19 protein-coding genes are annotated in these 18970 nt (G+C 72.3%); 12 read left to right on the top strand and 7 right to left on the bottom strand.

From position 1 onward, the window contains the following. Window positions 1–131: 131 nt before the first annotated feature. Complete coding sequence (locus ACGFZN_RS24435) at window positions 132–1337, bottom strand: MFS transporter (protein ID WP_393860603.1); 1206 nt, start codon at window positions 1335–1337, stop codon at window positions 132–134. A gap of 257 nt (window positions 1338–1594) precedes the next feature. Beyond that, window positions 1595–2311, bottom strand: a complete 717-nt coding sequence (locus ACGFZN_RS24430; RefSeq protein ID WP_393860602.1) for an SDR family oxidoreductase — start codon at window positions 2309–2311, stop codon at window positions 1595–1597. A gap of 124 nt (window positions 2312–2435) precedes the next feature. Here ACGFZN_RS24430 and ACGFZN_RS24425 point away from each other — a divergent pair, with 124 nt between their 5' ends. Continuing rightward, on the top strand, window positions 2436–3263 hold the full coding sequence (locus ACGFZN_RS24425) for a helix-turn-helix transcriptional regulator (protein WP_393860601.1): 828 nt from the start codon (window positions 2436–2438) through the stop codon (window positions 3261–3263). A gap of 125 nt (window positions 3264–3388) precedes the next feature. Here ACGFZN_RS24425 and ACGFZN_RS24420 read toward each other — a convergent pair whose 3' ends face one another. Continuing rightward, complete coding sequence (locus ACGFZN_RS24420) at window positions 3389–4030, bottom strand: TetR/AcrR family transcriptional regulator (RefSeq protein ID WP_393860600.1); 642 nt, start codon at window positions 4028–4030, stop codon at window positions 3389–3391. Window positions 4031–4144: 114 nt separating this feature from the next. Between ACGFZN_RS24420 and ACGFZN_RS24415 the strand changes: the two genes are divergently transcribed. From ACGFZN_RS24415 to ACGFZN_RS24375, 9 genes are all read left to right on the top strand, one after another. Next, entirely contained in the window at window positions 4145–4819 is a 675-nt protein-coding gene (locus ACGFZN_RS24415; protein WP_393860599.1) for a haloacid dehalogenase type II, read from the top strand. Between the two features lie 119 nt (window positions 4820–4938). Then, on the top strand, window positions 4939–7764 hold the full coding sequence (locus ACGFZN_RS24410; protein ID WP_393860598.1) for a SpoIIE family protein phosphatase: 2826 nt from the start codon (window positions 4939–4941) through the stop codon (window positions 7762–7764). 220 nt (window positions 7765–7984) lie between these two features. Continuing rightward, window positions 7985–9127, top strand: coding sequence for an ABC transporter substrate-binding protein (locus ACGFZN_RS24405; RefSeq protein ID WP_393860597.1), 1143 nt, complete (start codon window positions 7985–7987; stop codon window positions 9125–9127). A gap of 142 nt (window positions 9128–9269) precedes the next feature. Further along, entirely contained in the window at window positions 9270–9830 is a 561-nt protein-coding gene (locus tag ACGFZN_RS24400; protein ID WP_393860596.1) for a quercetin 2,3-dioxygenase, read from the top strand. A 7-nt stretch (window positions 9831–9837) separates the two neighbouring features. Continuing rightward, window positions 9838–9984, top strand: a complete 147-nt coding sequence (locus ACGFZN_RS24395; RefSeq protein ID WP_393860595.1) for a DUF1427 family protein — start codon at window positions 9838–9840, stop codon at window positions 9982–9984. Beyond that, window positions 9981–11222, top strand: a complete 1242-nt coding sequence (locus tag ACGFZN_RS24390) for a DUF1427 family protein (RefSeq protein WP_393860594.1) — start codon at window positions 9981–9983, stop codon at window positions 11220–11222. The genes ACGFZN_RS24395 and ACGFZN_RS24390 overlap by 4 nt, the downstream gene beginning before the upstream one ends. 19 nt (window positions 11223–11241) lie before the next feature. Then, a complete protein-coding gene (locus ACGFZN_RS24385; protein ID WP_393860593.1) occupies window positions 11242–12141 on the top strand; it encodes an alpha/beta hydrolase fold domain-containing protein in 900 nt (299 codons plus the stop codon). 73 nt (window positions 12142–12214) lie between these two features. Further along, entirely contained in the window at window positions 12215–12658 is a 444-nt protein-coding gene (locus ACGFZN_RS24380; protein ID WP_393860592.1) for a MarR family winged helix-turn-helix transcriptional regulator, read from the top strand. Window positions 12659–12703: 45 nt separating this feature from the next. Further along, window positions 12704–13312 (top strand): TetR/AcrR family transcriptional regulator, encoded by a 609-nt coding sequence (locus ACGFZN_RS24375; protein ID WP_393860591.1) that lies wholly within the window; start codon window positions 12704–12706, stop codon window positions 13310–13312. 150 nt (window positions 13313–13462) lie between these two features. Here the strand turns inward: ACGFZN_RS24375 and ACGFZN_RS24370 are convergent, their stop codons facing one another. Both ACGFZN_RS24370 and ACGFZN_RS24365 read right to left on the bottom strand, forming a co-directional pair. Then, window positions 13463–14038, bottom strand: coding sequence for a CGNR zinc finger domain-containing protein (locus ACGFZN_RS24370; RefSeq protein WP_393860785.1), 576 nt, complete (start codon window positions 14036–14038; stop codon window positions 13463–13465). Window positions 14039–14102: 64 nt separating this feature from the next. Next, the gene (locus ACGFZN_RS24365; RefSeq protein WP_393860590.1) at window positions 14103–14810 is read right to left on the bottom strand and encodes an SDR family NAD(P)-dependent oxidoreductase; all 708 of its coding nucleotides are present in this window, start codon (window positions 14808–14810) and stop codon (window positions 14103–14105) included. Between the two features lie 323 nt (window positions 14811–15133). Between ACGFZN_RS24365 and ACGFZN_RS24360 the strand changes: the two genes are divergently transcribed. Beyond that, the gene (locus ACGFZN_RS24360; RefSeq protein ID WP_393860589.1) at window positions 15134–15577 is read left to right on the top strand and encodes a VOC family protein; all 444 of its coding nucleotides are present in this window, start codon (window positions 15134–15136) and stop codon (window positions 15575–15577) included. Window positions 15578–15778: 201 nt separating this feature from the next. After that, window positions 15779–16840 carry an alpha/beta fold hydrolase gene (locus ACGFZN_RS24355; protein WP_393860588.1) on the top strand — a complete coding sequence of 354 codons (1062 nt, stop codon included), beginning with the start codon at window positions 15779–15781 and terminating at the stop codon, window positions 16838–16840. Window positions 16841–16925: 85 nt separating this feature from the next. On the opposite strand, the gene ACGFZN_RS24350 is transcribed toward ACGFZN_RS24355, so the two are convergent. Together ACGFZN_RS24350 and ACGFZN_RS24345 are read right to left on the bottom strand one after the other, a co-directional pair. Then, window positions 16926–17120: a hypothetical protein gene (locus ACGFZN_RS24350; protein WP_393860587.1), complete on the bottom strand. Its 195-nt coding sequence runs from the start codon at window positions 17118–17120 to the stop codon at window positions 16926–16928. 153 nt (window positions 17121–17273) lie between these two features. Further along, window positions 17274–18965, bottom strand: a complete 1692-nt coding sequence (locus ACGFZN_RS24345; RefSeq protein ID WP_393860586.1) for a class I adenylate-forming enzyme family protein — start codon at window positions 18963–18965, stop codon at window positions 17274–17276. Window positions 18966–18970: the final 5 nt, after the last annotated feature.

Here is an 18970-nt window from a genome sequence, read left to right as displayed (position 1 = left end):
TCACCGGCCCCTCACGGACAACTTCGCGTGAAGCTTCGGTGCGGCGATCGGTGCGACGCGTACGCCGGCCGGCCGGGACGGCGCCGCGAGAGGGGACCGGGGCCGCCGGGAGTGCAGCAGGCGGCCGCCAGTCACCGCGGGAAGCGACCGGCGGCGCTGTGACGTGGTGAGCCCCGCAGACCGCTGAGCGCCAGGACCGTCATCGCCACCGCGGCCCCCGCCGCGACAGCGAAGCCACCGTGCGGGCCGGCCGTGTCCACCACGCGGCCCGCGACCGCCGCCGCGCCCGCCGAACCTGCCGCGTTGGCGGAGTTGCCCCAGGTGAAGGCCTGGGTGAGGACGGTGCGCGGGACCGACGACTGCGTGAGAACGGAGGCGAGGATCAGGAGGACGGGCACGGCGAGTCCGGTCAGGGTGAGGGCGGCGCCGACGGCGAGAGGCGCGTCGAGGAAGGTCAGCGGGAGGCACGCGAAGGTGAGGCAGGCGGCGGCCGCGGCCTGGTGGCGCCGGGGTGAACCGCCGTGGCGCCCTGCTCCGTACGCCCAACTCCCGATGAGACTCATACAGTTGGAGGCAGCGTAGAGCGGCGCTGCCACGTCCGGCGTGCCGCGGTCGACGGCGTACGCGGTGATGGACACCTGCATCGCGCCGAAGAACACCCCAAGTGCGAGGCCGAGCGCGGCCTGCCGCAGGAATGCGGGGCGCAGCAGGGCGCGTCCGGCGTGCCGGTGTGCGGTGCGGCCGGTGTGGGGCGGCGTGGTACGGCGCTGGGCGGCGAGGGCGAGTCCGCCGCCGACGACGAGGGCGGCGGCGAGCAGCACGCCGACGCCCGGGCGGCCCGCTGCCCCGAGGGCGCTCACCAGGGCCGGGCCTGCCAGGTAGGACACGCCGTTGGCGAGGGCCTCCAGGGCGAAGGCGGTGGGCAGCGCGGCAGCCCGTTCGCCGGACAGCAGGGCGGACCAGCGAGCGGCGGACAGGGCACCGAGCTGGGGCAGCGTCGCCCCGACGAGCACTCCTGCGAGCAGGTCCGGAACGGTGCCGGAGAGCAGCAGCGCGACGGCCCCGGCATGTGCGCCGAGTGCGCAGGGAAGCACACGCGTCTGCCCGAACCGGTCGACGAGCAGGCCGAGTTGGGGTCCGACGGTGGCGTCCGCGACAGCGAATCCGCCGGTGACGAGACCCGCGGCGGCATACGACCCGGTGCGTGCGTGCACCAGCCAGACGAGGCCGATCCCCGTCATGGCGATCCCCAGACGCCCGACGACAGCGGGGAGGAAGAAGGCCGCGGCACCCGAAGTGCGCAGCAGGGTACGGTAGTTCGCCGAAGCCGAAGGCACGGCGCATCCCTTTCGCTGCCCGGCGGGACGCGCCGCACGGGGTCGTCGGCGTCCGGATGTGCCGACCCGTGGCTGCGCCTGAAGCCGTCCAGTGATGGCGTGGAGCGGGGACGCGCACCCCACGCCGGCTCCGTCACCGGGCAGATGCATACGGTGGTTGGTGACCTCCTCGAGCGTAGAGGAACGGCACGCGGAAGCGAACCGGCCGCGGACCGCTCGCCGGGGATTCGGCGGGCCGGGGCATCAGAGGGAGCGGCTCACCACGGCACCTCGGTCCCGTCCCACGAGAAGAACCCGCCCGTCGGCCCATCGTCCGGGAGGAGCGCCAGACGTACGGCCCCGGCCGCGGCCTCCGCCGGGTCGCCGCCCGTGGCCATGGCTCCGGGAACCAGGTCGGTGGCGCGCCGGCCCGGGGCGAGGGCGTTGACCTTGATGCCGTCCTCGGCGAGCGTCTGGGCGTACAGGAGCGTGAGGGCGTTGAGGGCGGCCTTCGAGGAGCGGTAGGCGGCGGACCCCGGACGGCCCGGCGGGAACTGCGGGTTGGGATGCGTGCTCCAGGTCAAAGAAGCCGTGCCGCTGGAGATGTTGACGATGCGGGGGTGCGGGGAGCGGCGCAGGGCCGGGAGGAAGGCGTTGGTCACCTCCACCACGGCGACGACGTTCGTCTCGTACGCCCGGCGGAACTCCCCGGCGTCGGACTCGGTCGGCGGGGCGAGGGACGGGTTGATGCCCGCGTTGTTGACCAGGACGTCCAGGCGGTCCACCCGTGCCGCGGCCTTCGCGACGCTGTCGGCGTCGGTGACGTCGAGCACCAGAAGCCTCGCGTCGCCGCCGATCTCCTCGACGGCCTGCCGGCCCCGCGCGGCGTCACGCGACCCCACGTACACGGCGAAGCCCTCCGCGACCAGCCGGGCCGCGATGTTCCGGCCGATTCCCTTGTTGGCACCGGTGACCAGTGCTGTGCGATCGTTCATGACAGCCACGGTCCTCGCGGCGCGACGGCCGTGCCAGGGATCACCTGTACCAGGCAGCCCGAGGAAGAGCAGGCCGGGCGGTTCCCGGAGAAGCCGAGGACGACGGCCGCCGAAGGAGGCGTTCATGCCGAGGCAGGAGCTGGCCCGCTTTCTGCGGGAGCGCCGGGCGGGGCTGCGTCCGCACGAGGTCGGGCTGCCGGCCGGCGCACCTCGCCGTACGCCCGGCCTGCGCCGGGAGGAGCTGGCGGAGCTGGCCCACATGTCGGTCGACTACGTCGTACGGCTGGAGCAGGCCCGCGGGCCCCGGCCGTCCGCCCGGATCCTGGACTCGCTCGCGCGGGCCCTGCGGCTCACGCCCGCCGAGCGTGACCACCTCTTCCGCCTCGCCGGATCGGCCGCGCCGCCCGGCGACGGACCCGTGCGACGGGTGCGCCCGCATGTGACCCGGATGCTGCAGCGGCTGCCGGAGACCGCCGCGATCGTCACCGACGCCGCCTACGGTGTCGTGGCGTGGAACCCGCTGGCGCAGGCGCTGCTCGGCAGTGAACTCGGACGCGGGACCACGAACCTCGCACGGCGCCGGTTCCTCGGCGAGGGGCCGATGTACGACCCGTCCGGCGCCGAGGAGTTCGGGCGCGTCCTGGTGGCACGGCTGCGGCGCGCCGCCGACCGCTATCCCCATGATGCCGCGCTCGCCGCCCTGCTGGCCGAACTGCACGAACGCAGCGAAGAGTTCCGCCGGCTGTGGCAGACCCGGCTCGTGCACGCGCCCGGCCACCGCACCAAGACCGTCGACCATCCGACGGCGGGCAGACTCCGGCTGAACTGCGACGTCCTGCTGGTGCCCGAGGACGACCAGGAAGTCGTGCTGATCACCGCGGACCCCGGCTCGCCCTCGGCTCGGGCCCTGCGCGAGCTCGCCGAGGTGACCGGTCGGCGCCCGCCGGTGTAGCGCCTGATCAGCGGCAGTCTCGGACTCGGCTCGCCTCGAGATCGCGCAGTGCCTGCCGGACGGGTGCCTGCCGGGACGCGAGTGCGCCGGTGCGCCCACCGCGCGGAGGGCGCCGGCCGCGTCGGCTAGCCGGCCGCATGGCAGCGGATGCGGTCGATCATCGCGTCCAGCACCGCTTCCAGGGCGTCGGTGTCGCGGTGGGTCTGGGTCATGAGCAGACCGCCCTGGAGCGCGGTCAGCAGCGCGAGGGCGAGCCGGCCGGCGTCGGCGTCCGGGTGCAGCTCACCGCGCTCCTGCATGGTGCGCAGCCCGTCGCGGATGGCGTTCTCCCACTGGCCGTACGCCGCCACGAGCTGGGCGCGGGCCTGCGGATCGAGGTCGGAGAGCTCGGCGGCCAGCGAACCGAGGGGGCAGCCGCCCTGGCAGTCACGGGCATGCTGCACCTGGATGACGGCGTCGCGCCAGGCCTCCAGGGCCTCGAAACTGTCGAGCCTGCTCAGCAGCGGCCGCTGGAAGCCGAGGACCTGCTCGGTCTGGTGCCGGATGACGGCCTGGACGAGGGACCGCTTGTCGCCGAAGTAGTGGTAGAGCTGCGAAGGGCTGGTCACCTGCGCGGCCTTGAGTATGTCCTCCGTGCTGGTGCCCGCCACACCGCGCTCGTACATCAGCTTGGCCGCCGCCGCCACGATGCGGTCGCGAGTGGCCCGGCCCTTGGCGGTCAGACGGCGCTCCCCGGTGCTGCGGGACTCCTCGGTACTGCTGCTCATCACTCGGTCACGCTAACAGAGTCCCGGCCTTTTTAGAGTTGACAATCTAATGCAGATAAATAGAGTAGGGGCTCTAAAAGTAAGCGGCCCACCGACGACGGAACGGAACCGCACGTGACCCGGATACTGGCATTCGACGTCAACGAGACGCTGCTGGACCTCAAGACCCTGGACGGGCCGTTCGAAGCCCTCTTCGGCTCCGCGAAGCTGCGGCCGCAGTGGTTCGGGCAGATGCTGCACCTGTCTTTCGTCGGCGGCCTGACCGGCGCCTACGTGGACTTCACCACCGCCCAGCGAGCGGCCCTGCGCATGCTCGCGCAGCGCGAGGGCGTGTCACTGACCGAGGAGCAGATCGAGGAGACCGTCGGCCTGATGACCTCCCTGTCCCCGCACCCCGAGGTGCCGGCGGCCCTGGGCAGGCTCGCGGACACTCCCCTGCGCCTGGTGGCCCTGACGAACTCCGTCGAGGAGGTGGCGGAACGGCAACTGCGGCATGCCGGCATCCGGGACCTGTTCGACCGGGTGATGTCGGCGCACACAGTGCGCCACCTCAAGCCCGCGCCCGAGCCGTACCACGCGGTCGCCGACGCCTACGGTGTGCCGCCGGCAGAGGTGCGCCTCGTCGCCGCCCACTCCTGGGACGTCACGGGCGCCCTGCACGCCGGCTGCAAGGCGGCCTTCGTGAGCCGCCCGGGTGCGGTGCTCAGTCCGATCGGCCCGCAGCCCGACATCGTCGCCGACGACCTCGGCGACATCGCCGACCTCGTCATCGAGCGCGACTGCAGCTGATCGGGACCGTGGTCGAGACGGCACCGCGCCGCCTCCGTCTCCGCACACCCTGGGTGCGCCCATGGCCGTCGCCTCGCAGTCTGCCGTCACGAGACGGCAGAAGACGATAGAAAGGGTGTATGGGTGCTGTTTCGGGTCATTCCGGGCGTGACGCGCCTGGTGCGTCCCGGCGTGCTCTCGGGCCGGACCGGCGCCGGCAGCGGGGCGAGGGGTGGCGGTCGCTGCTGAGCGTGCACAGCCTCGCCGGCCAGGTGTTCCTCCTGCAGCTGGCGGTCGTCGTCCTGCTCGTCGCCGCCGCCCTGTCGGTCCTGGTGGTGCAGGCTCAGCGGGACATCATGGCGGACGCCCGGACCCGGACGCTCGCCACCGCGGAGACCTTCGCCAACTCGCCGGGGGTCGTGGCGGCACTGCACAGCGCGCATCCGACCGTGGTGCTGCAGCCGCATGCCCAGGCGGCCCGGAAGGCCGCGGGCGTCGACGCCATCATCGTGTACGGGCTGAACGGGATCACCCTCACCCACAGCGACCCCCACCAGGTCGGCAAACGGGTCATCGGGCCCTATGCGCAGGCGGCGAGCGGCAAGCCGTTCACGAGCACCTTCCAGGGCACCCTGGGGCTGTCCGTGGTCTCGGCGGTCCCCGTCAAGGATCCCGACGGCTCGGTCATCGGCATCGTCTCCGTCCCCGTCACGGTCGAGAAGGTGCAGCACCGGGTGAACCGGCAGCTGCCCGTCCTCGTCGGAGGCGCCGCCGTGGCCCTGGCCGTCGCGGCGGGCGGGGCGGCCCTGGTGAGCCGCCGGTTGCGGCGGCAGACCCATGGCCTGGGGCCGGTGGAGATGACCCGGATGTACGAGCACCACGACGCGGTCCTGCACGCCGTGCGGGAAGGGGTGCTGATCGTCGACGGTGACGGCCGGCTGCTGCTGGCCAACGACGAGGCGCGGCGGCTGCTGAACCTTCCGGCGCAGGTGGAGGGGCGGCGCGTCACCGATCTGGGGCTGGAGGAGAGCCTCTCCGCGATGCTGGCCTCCGACCGTCCGGCCACCGACCAGGTGTACCGGGCGGGAGACCGGCTGCTCGCGCTCAACAAGCGGCTGACCGCACCTCACGGGCCGGGCGGCAGCGTGGTGACGCTCCGGGACACCACCGAGCTGCAGGCGCTCACCGGCCGCGCCGAGGTGGCGCGCGAACGGCTGAGGTCGCTCTACGACGCCGGGCTGCGGATCGGCACCACGCTCGATGTGCAGCGGACGGCCGAGGAACTGGCCGGGGTGGCGGCCCCCCGGTTCGCCGACGTCGTCACCGTCGAGCTGCTGGATGCGGTGCTGCGCGGCGAGGAGGCTCCCACCGCCACGGTCCCGATCACCGAGCTGCGCCGTATAGCCGCCTCCGGCCTGGACGGGAGCCGGCCCCTGTACTCGGTCGGCGAGCTGATCCGGTTCGTCCCGGAACACCCTGTCACCACGGCGATGGCCGAGAGCCGTCCGGTCCTGGCCGGTGACCTGGGCGCCTGCGAGGGCTGGCTGGCCCAGCACCCCGAACGCGCGCGGCGGATCCTCGACCAGGGCATCCACTCGCTGCTCGTGGTTCCCCTGCGCGCCCGAGGCGTCGTACTCGGCGTGGTGGACTTCTGGCGCGCCGACGACTCCGCGCCGTTCGAGGACGACGACGTGTCCTTCGCCGAGGAGCTGGCCGCCCGGGCGGCGCTGTGCATCGACAACGCCCGCCGGTACACCCGGGAACACACCATGGCCGCCACCCTGCAGCACAGCCTGCTGCCGCGCGCGCTGCCCGAGCAGCCGGCCCTCGACGTGGCCTACCGGTATCTGCCGGCCCGGTCCGGGGTGGGCGGGGACTGGTTCGACGTCATCCCGCTGTCCGGCACCCGGGTGGCGCTCGTCGTGGGCGATGTCGTGGGCCACGGTCTGCATGCCGCGGCGACCATGGGCCGGCTGCGCACCGCCGTGCACAACTTCGCCAGCCTGGACCTGCCCGTGGAGGAGCTGCTGGTCCGGCTGGACGAACTGGTGGCCCAGATCGACACCGAGGAGATCGCCCCCGCGGAGGACGCACAGGGCACCATCACCGGCGCGACCTGCCAGTACGCCGTCTACGACCCCACCTCCGGGCAGCTGGTCCTCGCCACCGCCGGCCATCCGGGACCGGCGATCGTCCGGCCCGACGGCACCGTCGACCTCCCCCAGCTGCCCGTCTCCCCGCCGCTGGGACTCGGCGCCGGCCTTCCGGTCGAGACGGCCGAACTCAGCGTGCCCGAGGGTGCCCGGCTGGTGCTCTTCACCGACGGGCTGATCGAGGACCGCAACCGCGACCTGGACGCCGGTCTGCAGGCCCTGCGCGAGGCCCTGTCAGGACCCGAGCGCACCCCGGAGGCCACCTGCGCGGCGGTGATGGAGGCCATGCTGTCCGACCGGCCCAGGGACGACATCGCGTTGCTGGTGGCCCGCACCTGCCGCCTCGGCCCGGGGCAGATGGCCGAGTGGGACGTGCCCCGCGACCCGGCGGCGGTGGCCCCGGTGCGCAGCGCCTGCGCCCGCCGGCTGACCGAGTGGGGTCTGGAGCACGTCGTCTTCACCGCCGAACTCATCCTCAGCGAGCTGATCACCAACGCGATCCGCTACGCCGCCGAGCCCATCACCGTCCGGCTGCTGCGCACGGCGTCGGCCGGCGGACCGGCCGCGGGCACCCTGATCTTCGAGGTCTGCGACGGCAGCAGCACCTCCCCCCGGCTGCGCCGGGCGAAGGCCACCGACGAAGGCGGCCGCGGCCTCTTCCTGGTCGCCCAGTTCGCCCAACGCTGGGGCACCCGCTACACCCCCACCGGCAAGGTCATCTGGGCCGAACAGTTCCTCCACGACGTCGGCACGCCGGAATCGGAGGAACTGGGGGACATTCTGCTCGACCAGTGGGACGACACGACGCTGTGACAACGACACAGCGCCGTGAGACGGAGAGGGGCGAGAGAGACGGCCGGGGAGTGTTCCGCCGGGCGAACACGCTGATCGCAGGCCGCATCCGCAGGTGAGGCCGCCGGGTAGTCTGGCGTCGATGACCAGTTGGTCGACGCAGGAGACCCACGGACGCCAGGAGGCACGGCGCGGGGCCCGCCGCTTCGGGCCTGTCGCCTGCCCCTCCCCGGGAGCAGTCGTGACCACATCCCGTGCCCGAGCAGCGGTCGCCCTCGTCTGCTCCGCTCTCGTGGCACTGGGCCTGAGCTCCTGCGAGCACGCACCGCCCGCCACGCCCCAGAAGCCGTCGACGGCCACCTCCGCCGCGAACGCGGGCGGCATGCGCGCGCTGACCGTCGCGGCGAGACACGAGGGCAGGCTCACCGCGATCGCGCTGCCACGCGACTGGGCGAACTACGGCGGCCTGATCCAGGGCTTCGAGAAGAAGTACGGGATCAAGGTCACCGTCGAGGATCCGCAGGGCCACAGCGAGGACGAGATCGACGCCCTGAGGAAGAACGGGGGCAAGCCGACGGCCCCCGACGTCGTCGACGTGGGCGACACGTTCGCGCGGAGCGCGGCGCAGCAGAACCTGCTCGCGCCGTACAAGGTCGCCGAGTACGTCTCGATCCCCGACAACCAGAAGGACTCGGGGGCCCGCTGGTCCAACAACTACGGCGGCTACATCTCCATCGGCTGCGACGCCAACCGGGTGAAGACCTGCCCGCAGACCTTCGCCGACCTGCTCAAGCCCGCCTACAAGGGCGAGGTCGCGCTCGAAGGGGACCCACGCAGGTCCGCCACCGCCTTCGCCAGTGTCTACGCCGCCGCGCTGGCCAACCACGGGTCGTTCGACGACATCCGGCCCGGCCTGGACTTCTTCGCCGAGCTGAAGAAGATCGGCAACTTCAACCCTCGCAGCTCGGACACGACGACGGTCCAGGACGGCCGTACCCCCATCAGCATCAACTGGGACTACATCAACCTCCACTACGCCGACCAGCTCGGCCCCAAGGGCGTCGACTGGCAGGTCGCGATCCCCTTCGACGGCAGCTTCGCCCAGTACTTCGCCCTGGCCGTCAGCAAGAAGGCCCCGCACCCGGCGGCTGCCCGCCTGTGGCTGGAGTACCTCTTCAGCCCCGAGGGCCAGAACCTCCGGCTGCACGGGTACGCCCGTCCGGTGCTCATGGACGCCATGAGGCAGAACGGCACCCTCGACACGGCCGCCGCCGCACGGCTGCCGACCGTCGAGGGAACGCCGCAGTTCCCGACGGACGCGCAACTGGAGAAGGCGAGGAAGACGGTCGACAAGGGCTGGGCGACGACCATGTCCCAGCGGTAGAGCTCCCGGAGCGCCGCACGTCATGCCCGGTGCCCGGAGAGGGGCGCGAGGTCGCGGGCCGATTCCGTGAGGCAGGTCTCTCGCGCCACCCACTCTATGTCAGGTAGCCTGACATTGCTGTCGAGGATGCCGGAGGCTCCGCATGACCATCAAGTACGCCACCCAGTACCGCACCCGCTCGCACATCCCGCCGCAGCCGGGCAAGCCGTACTTCATCGAGAAGGGCCAGGGCGACCGGGCCCACCTCTTCGGCGACCTCTTCACGATCTACGCCGGCGGCGAGCAGACGGAGAACACCTTCAACTTCTTCACCTGCGAGGGCCCAAAGGGCGACATCATCCCGGCGCACTCCCACCCCGAGACGTACGAGGTCTTCTACGTCACCCAGGGCGCGGTACGCCTCTTCGTGGAGGACCTCCAGGGCGAGCAGTACGAGAAGCTGCTCGGCCCGGGCGACTTCGGTTTCGTGCCGAAGAACTGCCCCCACGCCTACCGGATGGAACGGCACCACACCCAGATCGTCGGAGTGGCCGCGGGGCCTGGCGGCACGTTCGAGCGGTTCTTCGAGAACCTGGGCACGCCGACCGACGAACTCACCCTGCCCGCGCGGCCGTTCGTGCCCGCGCCGGAGAGGTTCGCCACCGTGCCCGCCGAGTACGACGTGCGCTTCCTCCCCGGCCACACCTGGCGCACCGAAGGCTGAACCGCCCATGCCCTACCTCAAGGCACTGCTGGCCGGCGTGCTGGTGGGCGTGCTGTACGCAGCGGTGCGGGTCAAGTCGCCGGCGCCGCCCCCGGTCGCCCTGTTCGGGCTGCTCGGCATGGTGCTCGGCCAGATGCTTCCGGCGGTGCTGTGACCGACCGCCCGGCCAGAACTCTCGCCTTCCTGCGCGCCGCCGCGCTCTCCTTCGCCGCGGGCCTGCCGATGGGCGGCGTCTACTGGGCCCTGGACATCCGCTCACCGGCCCCTCCCCTGCTGGGGCTGACCGGGCTGTCCGGCATCGTCCTCGGCGAGCGCGCCGCCTCCGCGATCCGCTCCCGCGCGGGCGCCCGGACCAGGGTGTCGCGGTCCGCGCCTTCCGCAGCAGGTCTCCGTCCCACCCACCGCACGAGGAGTACGACCATGACCGCACCGTCTGACGACGTCGGACTCATCGACGTCCACGCGCACTTCGTCACCGATTCCTACGTCCGCCAGGCCCGGGCCGCCGGCCACGACAAGCCGGACGGCGTGCCCGCCTGGCCGGCCTGGTCGGCCGAGGCCCACCTGGAGCTGATGGACCGCAGCGGCATCGACACGGCCGTGCTGTCCGTGTCGTCGCCAGGAGTCTTCTTCGGCGACGCCGAAGCCGCCCGGCGCCTGGCCCGGGAGGTCAACGAGGACGGCGCCGGCATCGTGCGCGCGCACCCGGGCCGCTTCGGGCTGTTCGCCTCACTGCCGCTGCCGGACGTCGACGGAGCCCTCACGGAGATCGCGTACGCCTTCGACGTGCTCGGCGCGGACGGAGTCGTACTGGAGCCGAACGCCGACGGCGTGTACCTCGGCGACGAACGCCTCCAGCCGGTCTTCGCGGAGCTGGCGCGACGCGAGGCCGTCGTCCTGCTGCACCCCACCTCACCGGTGTGCTGGCAGCAGACCGCCCTGGGCCGCCCCCGCCCCATGGTGGGGTTCATCTTCGACACCGCCCGCACGGTGACGGACCTGCTGTTCGCCAGGACGCTGGAACGCCACCCGGAGCTGAAGGTCGTCGTACCGCACTGCGGCGGCGCGCTGCCCGTGCTGGCCGATCGGATCAACGGGTTCCTGAAGCTGTTCACACCTGCCGCACAGGACGTGCCGGACGCCGTCGCCCAGCTACGGCGCCTCTACTACGACGTCGCCGGGCCGGCCTTTCCCCGCCAGGTTCCCGCCCTGCTGGGCCTCGCCGATCCCGAGCGCCTGCTCTACGGCAGTGACTACTGCTGGACGCCGGCCCCCGCCGCCGAGGCGCACGCCGCGGCCTTCACCGATGCTCCCGCTCCCGTCGAGGGCACGACATGGCGGTCGATCACCACCGCCAACGCACGCGCCCTGTTCCCCCGCCTGGCCCGCTGACCTCGCCCCGGAGTCTCCCATGCCCCTGCCGGACACCTTCCCTGCGGAACTGCTCGCCCCGCCCGACCCGGCCGCGCTGCCTCTGCCGCCCCTCGCGCCCGCGGGCGACGGGGTACGACTGCTGCGCGGCGCCGTCTACGCCGTACCCGAGGGCAACCGCCCCTTGGAGCTGGACCTGTGGCTGCCCGCGCGGGCCCAGGGCCCGGTGCCGGTCATCGTCTTCGTGCACGGGGGCGCCTGGCGCACGGGACTGCGCGACGATCTCGGCCCCCGCTTCCGCCACTGGCAGCCGGGCCCCTTCGCCCGACTGGTCCGCGCGGGGTTCGCCCTCGCCTGCCCCGACTACCGGCTCAGCGGCGAGGTCACCCACCCCGGCCAGCTGCGAGACCTCAGGGCCGCGGTGGCCTGGCTGCGCACCAGGTCCGCCGAGCTCGGGCTGGACGCGGACCGCACCGTCCTGTGGGGCGAGTCGGCCGGCGGGCATCTCGCGGCGCTCCTCGCCCTCACAGCCGGCGCTCCCCCGATACGCGGCTGCGTCACCTGGTACGCGCCGACCGACCTGACCCGCCTCGCCGAGGACCAGCCGCCCGGGAACTACGACCCGGCCGACCCCGGCACCTTCGAGGCCCTGCTGATCGGCGGGGCACTGACCGACCTGCCCGACCGCGCCCGGGACGCCAGCCCCGTCAGCCACGTCGCACCGGGCGCGCCGCCCTTCCTCGTCCTGCACGGCACCTACGACGTGATCGTTCCCTGTGCCCAGGGCGACCGCCTCGTCTCGGCCCTGCGCGCCGTGGGTGCGCACGCGGAACTCGTCCCCGTACCGGGCGGCGATCACCTCTGGGCGGGCATCCCGGAGGACGAGGTGGAACGGTGCTTCACCGCGAGCCTCGACTTCGCCGTGCGCTGCGTCCGCTGAAGCCACCGCCGGGGGCGCCGGGGTACGACGGCAGGGGATAATCCCGCCTGTCACCGACCCCATTGAAGGAGCCATGAGCCACCGCACGGCCAATCTGCCCCAGCTGTTCGCCGAATCCCGTCGCTGGTTCGAAGAGGCCCTCTTCGCCAGCATGGAGGCGGCGGGCGAGCAGCCGGTCACCTCCACCCAGGCGTCGGTGTTCGCGCTGCTCGACCCCGAGGGGACGACCGTGTCGGAGCTGGCCCGCCGCATCGGGGTGACCCGGCAGACGGCCCATCAGGTGGTCCACGCCCTGATCGGCATGGGCCTGCTCGAACAGGCCCCCGACCCGGACTCGGCGCGCAGGATCCTCATCCGCACCACGGCCGAGGGCCGGCGGGTCCACGAGCGGGCGCAGGCCACCATAGCCGTCATCGAGTCGGTCCTCGCCGACCGCATCGGCTGCCCGGCCGTCGACGCACTGCGGCAGACCCTCACCGCCGACTGGGGCGAGCCCCCACTCGTCGCCGCGCCCTGACGGCCTCCCGCGCCTGTCGTAGTCGGTCGGTCGTATACTTGCCCTATGGGCCGGACAAGCGACGCGAAGGAAAAGATCCTGACCGCTGCGCACTCGCTGATCGAGCAGCGCGGCTACTCCGCTCTGGGCGTGGCCGAGATCTGCAAGGCCGCGGGTGTGCCGAAGGGCAGTTTCTACTATTTCTTCGAGTCGAAGGAAGCCCTCGCCCTCGCGGTGATCGAGGAGCACTGGACCGCGGAGCGGCGCGAGTGGACCCGGATCCTGGACGGCGACGCCGAGCCGCTCGAGCGACTGCGTCAGCTGTTCGAGGCCACACAGGCCGGTCAGCAGGCGGGCCAGGAGAGCTGCGGAGTGATCTCGGGCTGCCTGTTCGGCAACCTCTCCCTGGAGATGAGCAATCAGACCGAGGCCATACGTGCACGGCTTCAGCAGATCTTCGAGGCCCAGGCCGAGATGGTGGGCCGGGTCGTCGCCGAGGCACAGGCGCGCGGCGAGGTTTCCGTAGCGGACACGCACGCGGCCGCCCAGTCGGTGGTCGCCCAGCTCGAGGGCCAGGTGCTGTTCGCCAAGCTCTACAACAACGTCGCACCCCTCGGCAGCCTGTGGGCCAACTGCCTGGCGCTGCTGGGCGCTCAGGCGCCGGCTCGGACCTGAGGCCTGCCACCGCGCGAGCCGGGACAGCCGATCACGCGCGGAGCGGTGAAGCGGAGCTCGCCATCTTCGCAACGACGACGGCCCGCGCGGCGCGCTGAGCGGGCCGACCGATGACACACCGCTGGGACGCCGAGAGCCCACGCCCCCGCTTCACCGGCTCGCCCGCCGCGACGACGCCGTTCGCGCCTCGGTCCGCTTGCGCGCACGGTAGGCGGCCGCCTTGATCCTGTTGCCGCACGGATCCATGGCGCACCACTCCCGACGGCTCCCGTGCGACCGGTCGAGATAGACCTGCGTGCACTCGCCTCTGCTGCATTCCTTCAACAGCGCCGCCTCGGGGCCGCCGAGCAGCTGCACGGCCTCGCGCGCGATGGACGACAACGCCTGCCGCGGTGTCGCCTCGACCCGGCAGCGCCCTCGCTGCACGAGTCGCGGAACGGCGGGCGGCGTCCGCGCCGTGTCGTTGACCAGTGCCAGAGCGGCGGCGTCGTAGTCGTCGCCTTCCAGTGTCGCCATGACGAGCAGGTAGACCGCCTCACGAAGAGCGATCGCCTGCTGCAGGTCGGACGGTTCGCATTGGGTGTCCCCGTCCACCAGACCCGACTCACGGAACCAGGCGTCGAGACTGTCCGGGGAGGTGAGCATCTCGGTGGGCACCGCGTTGCGCCGTGCACGCAGGGTGCCCACGAAGTCGAGCACCGGGGCGCCGCACTTGAAGGTGTGCATCATGTCACCATTCTGGCAGGTGACGGATGGGTCACGGCAAGGGGCACCACGGCGGTCGCGCGACTCAGTGTCCGGCGCTCATACCGCCGTCGACGTGGAGGATCTCACCGGTGACGAACGGGGCGTTCTCCAGGTACATCACCGCGTCGGCGATGTCGCCGGGCTCGCCCAGCCGGCCGACGGGGTGCAGTCCGGCGAGGAACGCGTGGGTCTCTTCCGCGTGCATGGGCGTCCTGATCGTGCCGGGCGAGACGGCGTTGACGCGGATGCCGCGGGTGGCGTACTCGATGGCCAGTGACTTCGTGGCGGACTGCAGACCGCCCTTGGTCAGCGAGGCCATCACGGACGGGACTCGGGCGTCGGCGTTGTCGACGAGGCTGGTCGTGATGGTGACGACGTGCCCACCGCCCTGGGTCAGCATCTGCTCGATGGCCAGCTGGGTGATGCGGAAGAATCCGTTGAGGTTCACACCGACGACGGCCGCGTAGTCGTCGAGGGTGTACTCGGTGAAGGGCTTGGCGACGAAAATGCCGGCGTTGTTGACGAGGGTGTCGACCCGGCCGAACCGCTCCAGCGCGGCGGCGATGACGTGCTCCGCGGTGGTCGGGTCGGCGATGTCACCCTGGACGGCGAGGATGCCCGAGTCCTCGGCGGGGACGATGTGGCGCGAGGTGGCGACGACGGCGTAGCCGGCCTTCCGGTAGGCGTCGACGATGGCGGCGCCCAAGCCCTGTGAGGCGCCGGTGACGACTGCGACCTTGTGAGAGTTCACGGCGATCTCCTTGGTGAGGGGTGGTCTCTCGGGCCCGTCAACCTACTGGGCGGGCGAACCGATAGTCAACCGGTCGACTATTCAGCCGCGGTGGCGCCGGTAGTGACGGTGGGGCGGCGCGCCGGAGAACGCGAAGCCCGACCCATGGGCGCTATCGTGACTCACTGCCACAACTCGCGACTCTCCGTAAGCAAACTTCTCGGCATCGAAGTCAATCCATCACCGACTTGACGGGTGACGACGGAGGCTGACAGCATTTCGTCACCTGCTCAACAGGTGACGTGCCGGGAGCGCGTCGCCCCACCCATGGGAGTCAGAGCGCAGTGGACCTGAAACTCGAAGTCGTGGTGCTGCCCGTCTCGGACGTCGACCGGGCCAAGGCCTTCTACGAGGCCCTGGGATTCCGCCTGGACGTGGACTACGCCGCCGACGACGCCTACCGAGTCGTGCACCTCACGCCGCCCGGCTCCCAGTGCTCCATCCTCTTCGGCACCGGGGTCACCACGGCGGCTCCTGGCTCGACTCAGGGCCTGCACCTCGTCGTCTCGGACATCGAGGCCGCACACGCCGACCTCACCGCCCGCGGCATCGACGTGGGCGAGATCTTCCACGACGCCGGCGGTGTCTTCCATCGCGGCACACAGGAAGGCCGGGTGCGCGGCCCGCACCCCGAGCGCGCCAGTTACGGCTCGTTCGCCTCCTTCAACGACCCCGACGGCAACGGCTGGGTCCTCCAGGAAGTCACGACACGACTCCCCGGCCGCTGAGAGCAGAGCGGTTCGAACAGACGGCGACCCCGCCTCGGCCTCAAGGTGCCCATGCACCCCATGCGGGCGATAATTGGTCACCCGTCTGGCCGGTGACGAACTGCAAGCCACAACCACTTCACACGGCCGTACGACGGCCGCAGCCGCCTCGCGGCGCGAGCTTCTGCGACACCCGTCCCGGCCTTCACGACGGAGGTACCCATGATCACCAGGCGCATGTTCCACAAGGCCGCGGGCCTGGGCGCCGGCGCGGCCACGCTCGCCGGCCTCCAGGGCATACCCAGCGCCTCAGCCGCCCCCTACCCGGCCGACGGCACGCCCGGACCGGCCCTTCCCACAGTGGCCCCCGGCACGCATACATCCTTCACCCAGCTGAAGCACATCAGGGCAGGCCTGCTGAACGTCGGATACGCGGAGGCAGGGCCCGCGCACGGGCCTGTCGTCATCTGCCTGCACGGCTGGCCGTACGACATCCACAGCTATGTCGACGTCGCCCCTCTCCTAGCGGACCGGGGCTACCGCGTCATCGTGCCCTACCTGCGCGGCCACGGAACGACGCGCTTCCTGTCCGCCCGGACGTTCCGCAACGCCCAGCAGTCGGCGATCGCCCTCGACATCATCGCCCTGATGGACGCCCTCAAGATCGAGAAGGCCGTTCTCGCCGGCTTCGACTGGGGTTCGCGGACCGCGGACATCATCGCCGCGCTGTGGCCCGAGCGCGTCAAGGCGCTGGTGTCGGTGAGCGGCTACGTCGTCACCAACGTCGAGGCGCAGAAGAAGCCACAGCCGGCGGCGACGGAGCACACCTGGTGGTACCAGTGGTACTTCGCCACCGAGCGGGGCCGCCTCGCCATGGAGGACCAGAAGGACCGGCACGACCTGTGCCGTTTCGTCTGGGACACCGTGTCGCCGACGTGGCACTTCGACGACGCCACGTTCGAGCGCACGGCCGCCGCCTTCGACAATCCCGACTACGCGGCCATCGTGATCCACAACTATCGCTGGCGGATCGGCATCGCCGACGGCGAGCGCCGCTACGACCGCTACGAGAAGCGGCTTGCCACCCGCCCCGTCATCGAGGTGCCCACCATCACCCTCGACGCCGAGCGCGACCCGTTCACCCCGCCCGGCGACGGAGCCTCCTACCGAGACCGGTTCACGGGCAGGTACGAGCACCGGACGCTGTCCGGCATCGGCCACAACCTGCCGCAGGAGGCGCCCACCGCGTTCGCCCAGGCCGTCGTCGACGTCGACCGTTTCTGAAGCCCGTCAGCCGTCGACCGGCCGCCTAAACCAGGCGGCCGGTCGATTTTTTGTGCGCCCTCCCCCAGACCCCCTGCCGGCCCGCCTACAGTCCGAGGTCCAGGGCCAGACAGGAGAAGTACTGCCACGCCCCCTCGGGGCTGTAGGCGGCACCGATCGCGCCATGCGGTGAGGCCTGCCGCATCTCGGTCATGTCCTCGGACCGGACCCGTTCGGGCAGTTTGCCGAACCGGGCACGCCGCGCCGCTTCGGCGATCTCCACCGCGTTGTCATCACTCATGTCCACCCTCCACTCCGCCGATGCCTGCAGGGATGCAGGCCGCGCACCTACCTGGCGCCGCACGCTCACTGTGCGCGCGATACCGTCACCAGTCAAGGGGGTGACGCACATCGTGGCCAGTCGTCCGACGGGGGGCTCTGGGAGGAGAGGGCGTTACGGTTCCGGGTGCCGCGCCCGGTCCGCCAGGGTGCGGTAGCAGATCTTGCCGCTGGGGCCCAGCGGCATCTGGTCGACCAGGAGCAGCAGTTCGGGGAGTTTGCGCCGGGACAGGCCGCGATCGAGCAGGTGACTGGTGAGGGCGGTCCGGGTGGGGGCGGGGGCGCCGGGGGCGGGGCGTACGCAGGCGCACACGCGTTCGCCCAGGTCCGGGTCGGGTACGGAGACACAGACCGCTTCGGCCACCGCCGGATGGGTGCCGAGTTCGCGTTCGACCTCGGCGAGGCTGATGTTGAGGCCGCCGCGGACCGCGATGCGCTTGAGCCGGCCCAGCACGTGCAGCCGTCCGTGCTCGTCGAGCAGCCCCAGGTCGCCGGTGCGCACCCAGCCGTCGGCGGTGCGGTAACGGGCGTCCAGTTCGGGGGCGTTGACGTAGCACATCGGTGTCATGGGGCCCGCGGCCTCGATCTGCCCTGCCTGGCCGGTCGGCAGCGGGGCGCCGTCGGGCCCGGTGATCCGGATGCGGGCGACCGAGGGGTCGGGGGTGCCGGTGCTGCCGTCCGGGGGGCGGCTCTCGCCCGCGGTGTGGCAGTTGACGCCGTCCGAGGAGCCGTAGACGGTGACCACCGGCCGGGCGAACCGCCGGCGGCAGGCCTCCGCCGTGGCCTCGGGCAGCGCCGCGCCGCTGGAGACGACGGCGCGCAGCGAGGAGGTGTCCTCTCCGGGGCGGGGCGGCAGGTCGGCGATGCGGCGGAGCATGGTGGGCACGGCGAAGAGGTGGGTGGGCCGGTGCCGGGCGATCAGGCGCAGTGCGCCGGCCGCGTCGAACGCCCGCTGCACGATCAGGGTGCCGCCGAGGGCGGCGAGGGTGACCGGCGTGCCGAGGGAGCCGAAGGAGGAGGCCAGCGGCACGAGGACCAGGTGACGGGGCGGCGCCGAGGGGTCCGCGTGGAGGGCACGGACGTAGCGGGCCCGGCCGCCGGCCAGGGCGTGATGGCTGTAGGCGACCATCTTCGGTTCGGCCTCCGAACCCGAGGACACCAGGATGCGGGCGGGGCCGTACGGATCGACCGTCCGGCGGGGCCGGGCGCGGAAGGGCGCGGGGTGCGGGGGGTGCAGGCCCGGGGTCCGGTCGTCGCCGGGGCCGGGGACGAGCACCGTGCGCAGATGCGGCAGATCCGCGACCGCCTCGGCCTCGCGCGGTGCCGTGAGGACGGCACCGGCGGCGCGGGAGCGGGCCAGCAGGGCCCGCAGGTCCCGGTCGTCGCCGCCCGCAGGCAGCGGGAGGGCGACCGCGCCGAGCGCGTAGACGGCGAGTTCGGCGGCCACGGCGTCGCGTCCGTTGGGCAGCCGCACCGCGACGACGTCCCCGGCCGCCAGTCCCGCCCGCTCGAACGCGGCGGCGACGCGGCGCACTTCGGCGGCGAGGGCCGCGTACGACAGCACACCGGCGTCGTCCACCAGCGCGTCCCGGCCGGGGTGGGCGCGGACCTGGGCGGTGAACAGGGTGTACAGGTCGGCGTCCGGGCACAGGCCAGCCCGCACCCAGGCGCGGCGCAGGTCGCGGGGCACGAGGTCGGGGAAGGGGATTCCGGCGCGCGAGGTCCACACCGGCGGCGCGGCGCGCCCGGCCTCCCCCGCGGCGGGGGCGGTGGTCCCGCGGGCTCCTTCGGAAGAGGTGGTCGTCACGTGAA

The organism is Streptomyces sp. NPDC048192 (assembly GCF_043202415.1).
GTDB lineage: Bacteria > Actinomycetota > Actinomycetes > Streptomycetales > Streptomycetaceae > Streptomyces.
This window is presented reverse-complemented; position numbering and strand designations above follow the sequence as displayed.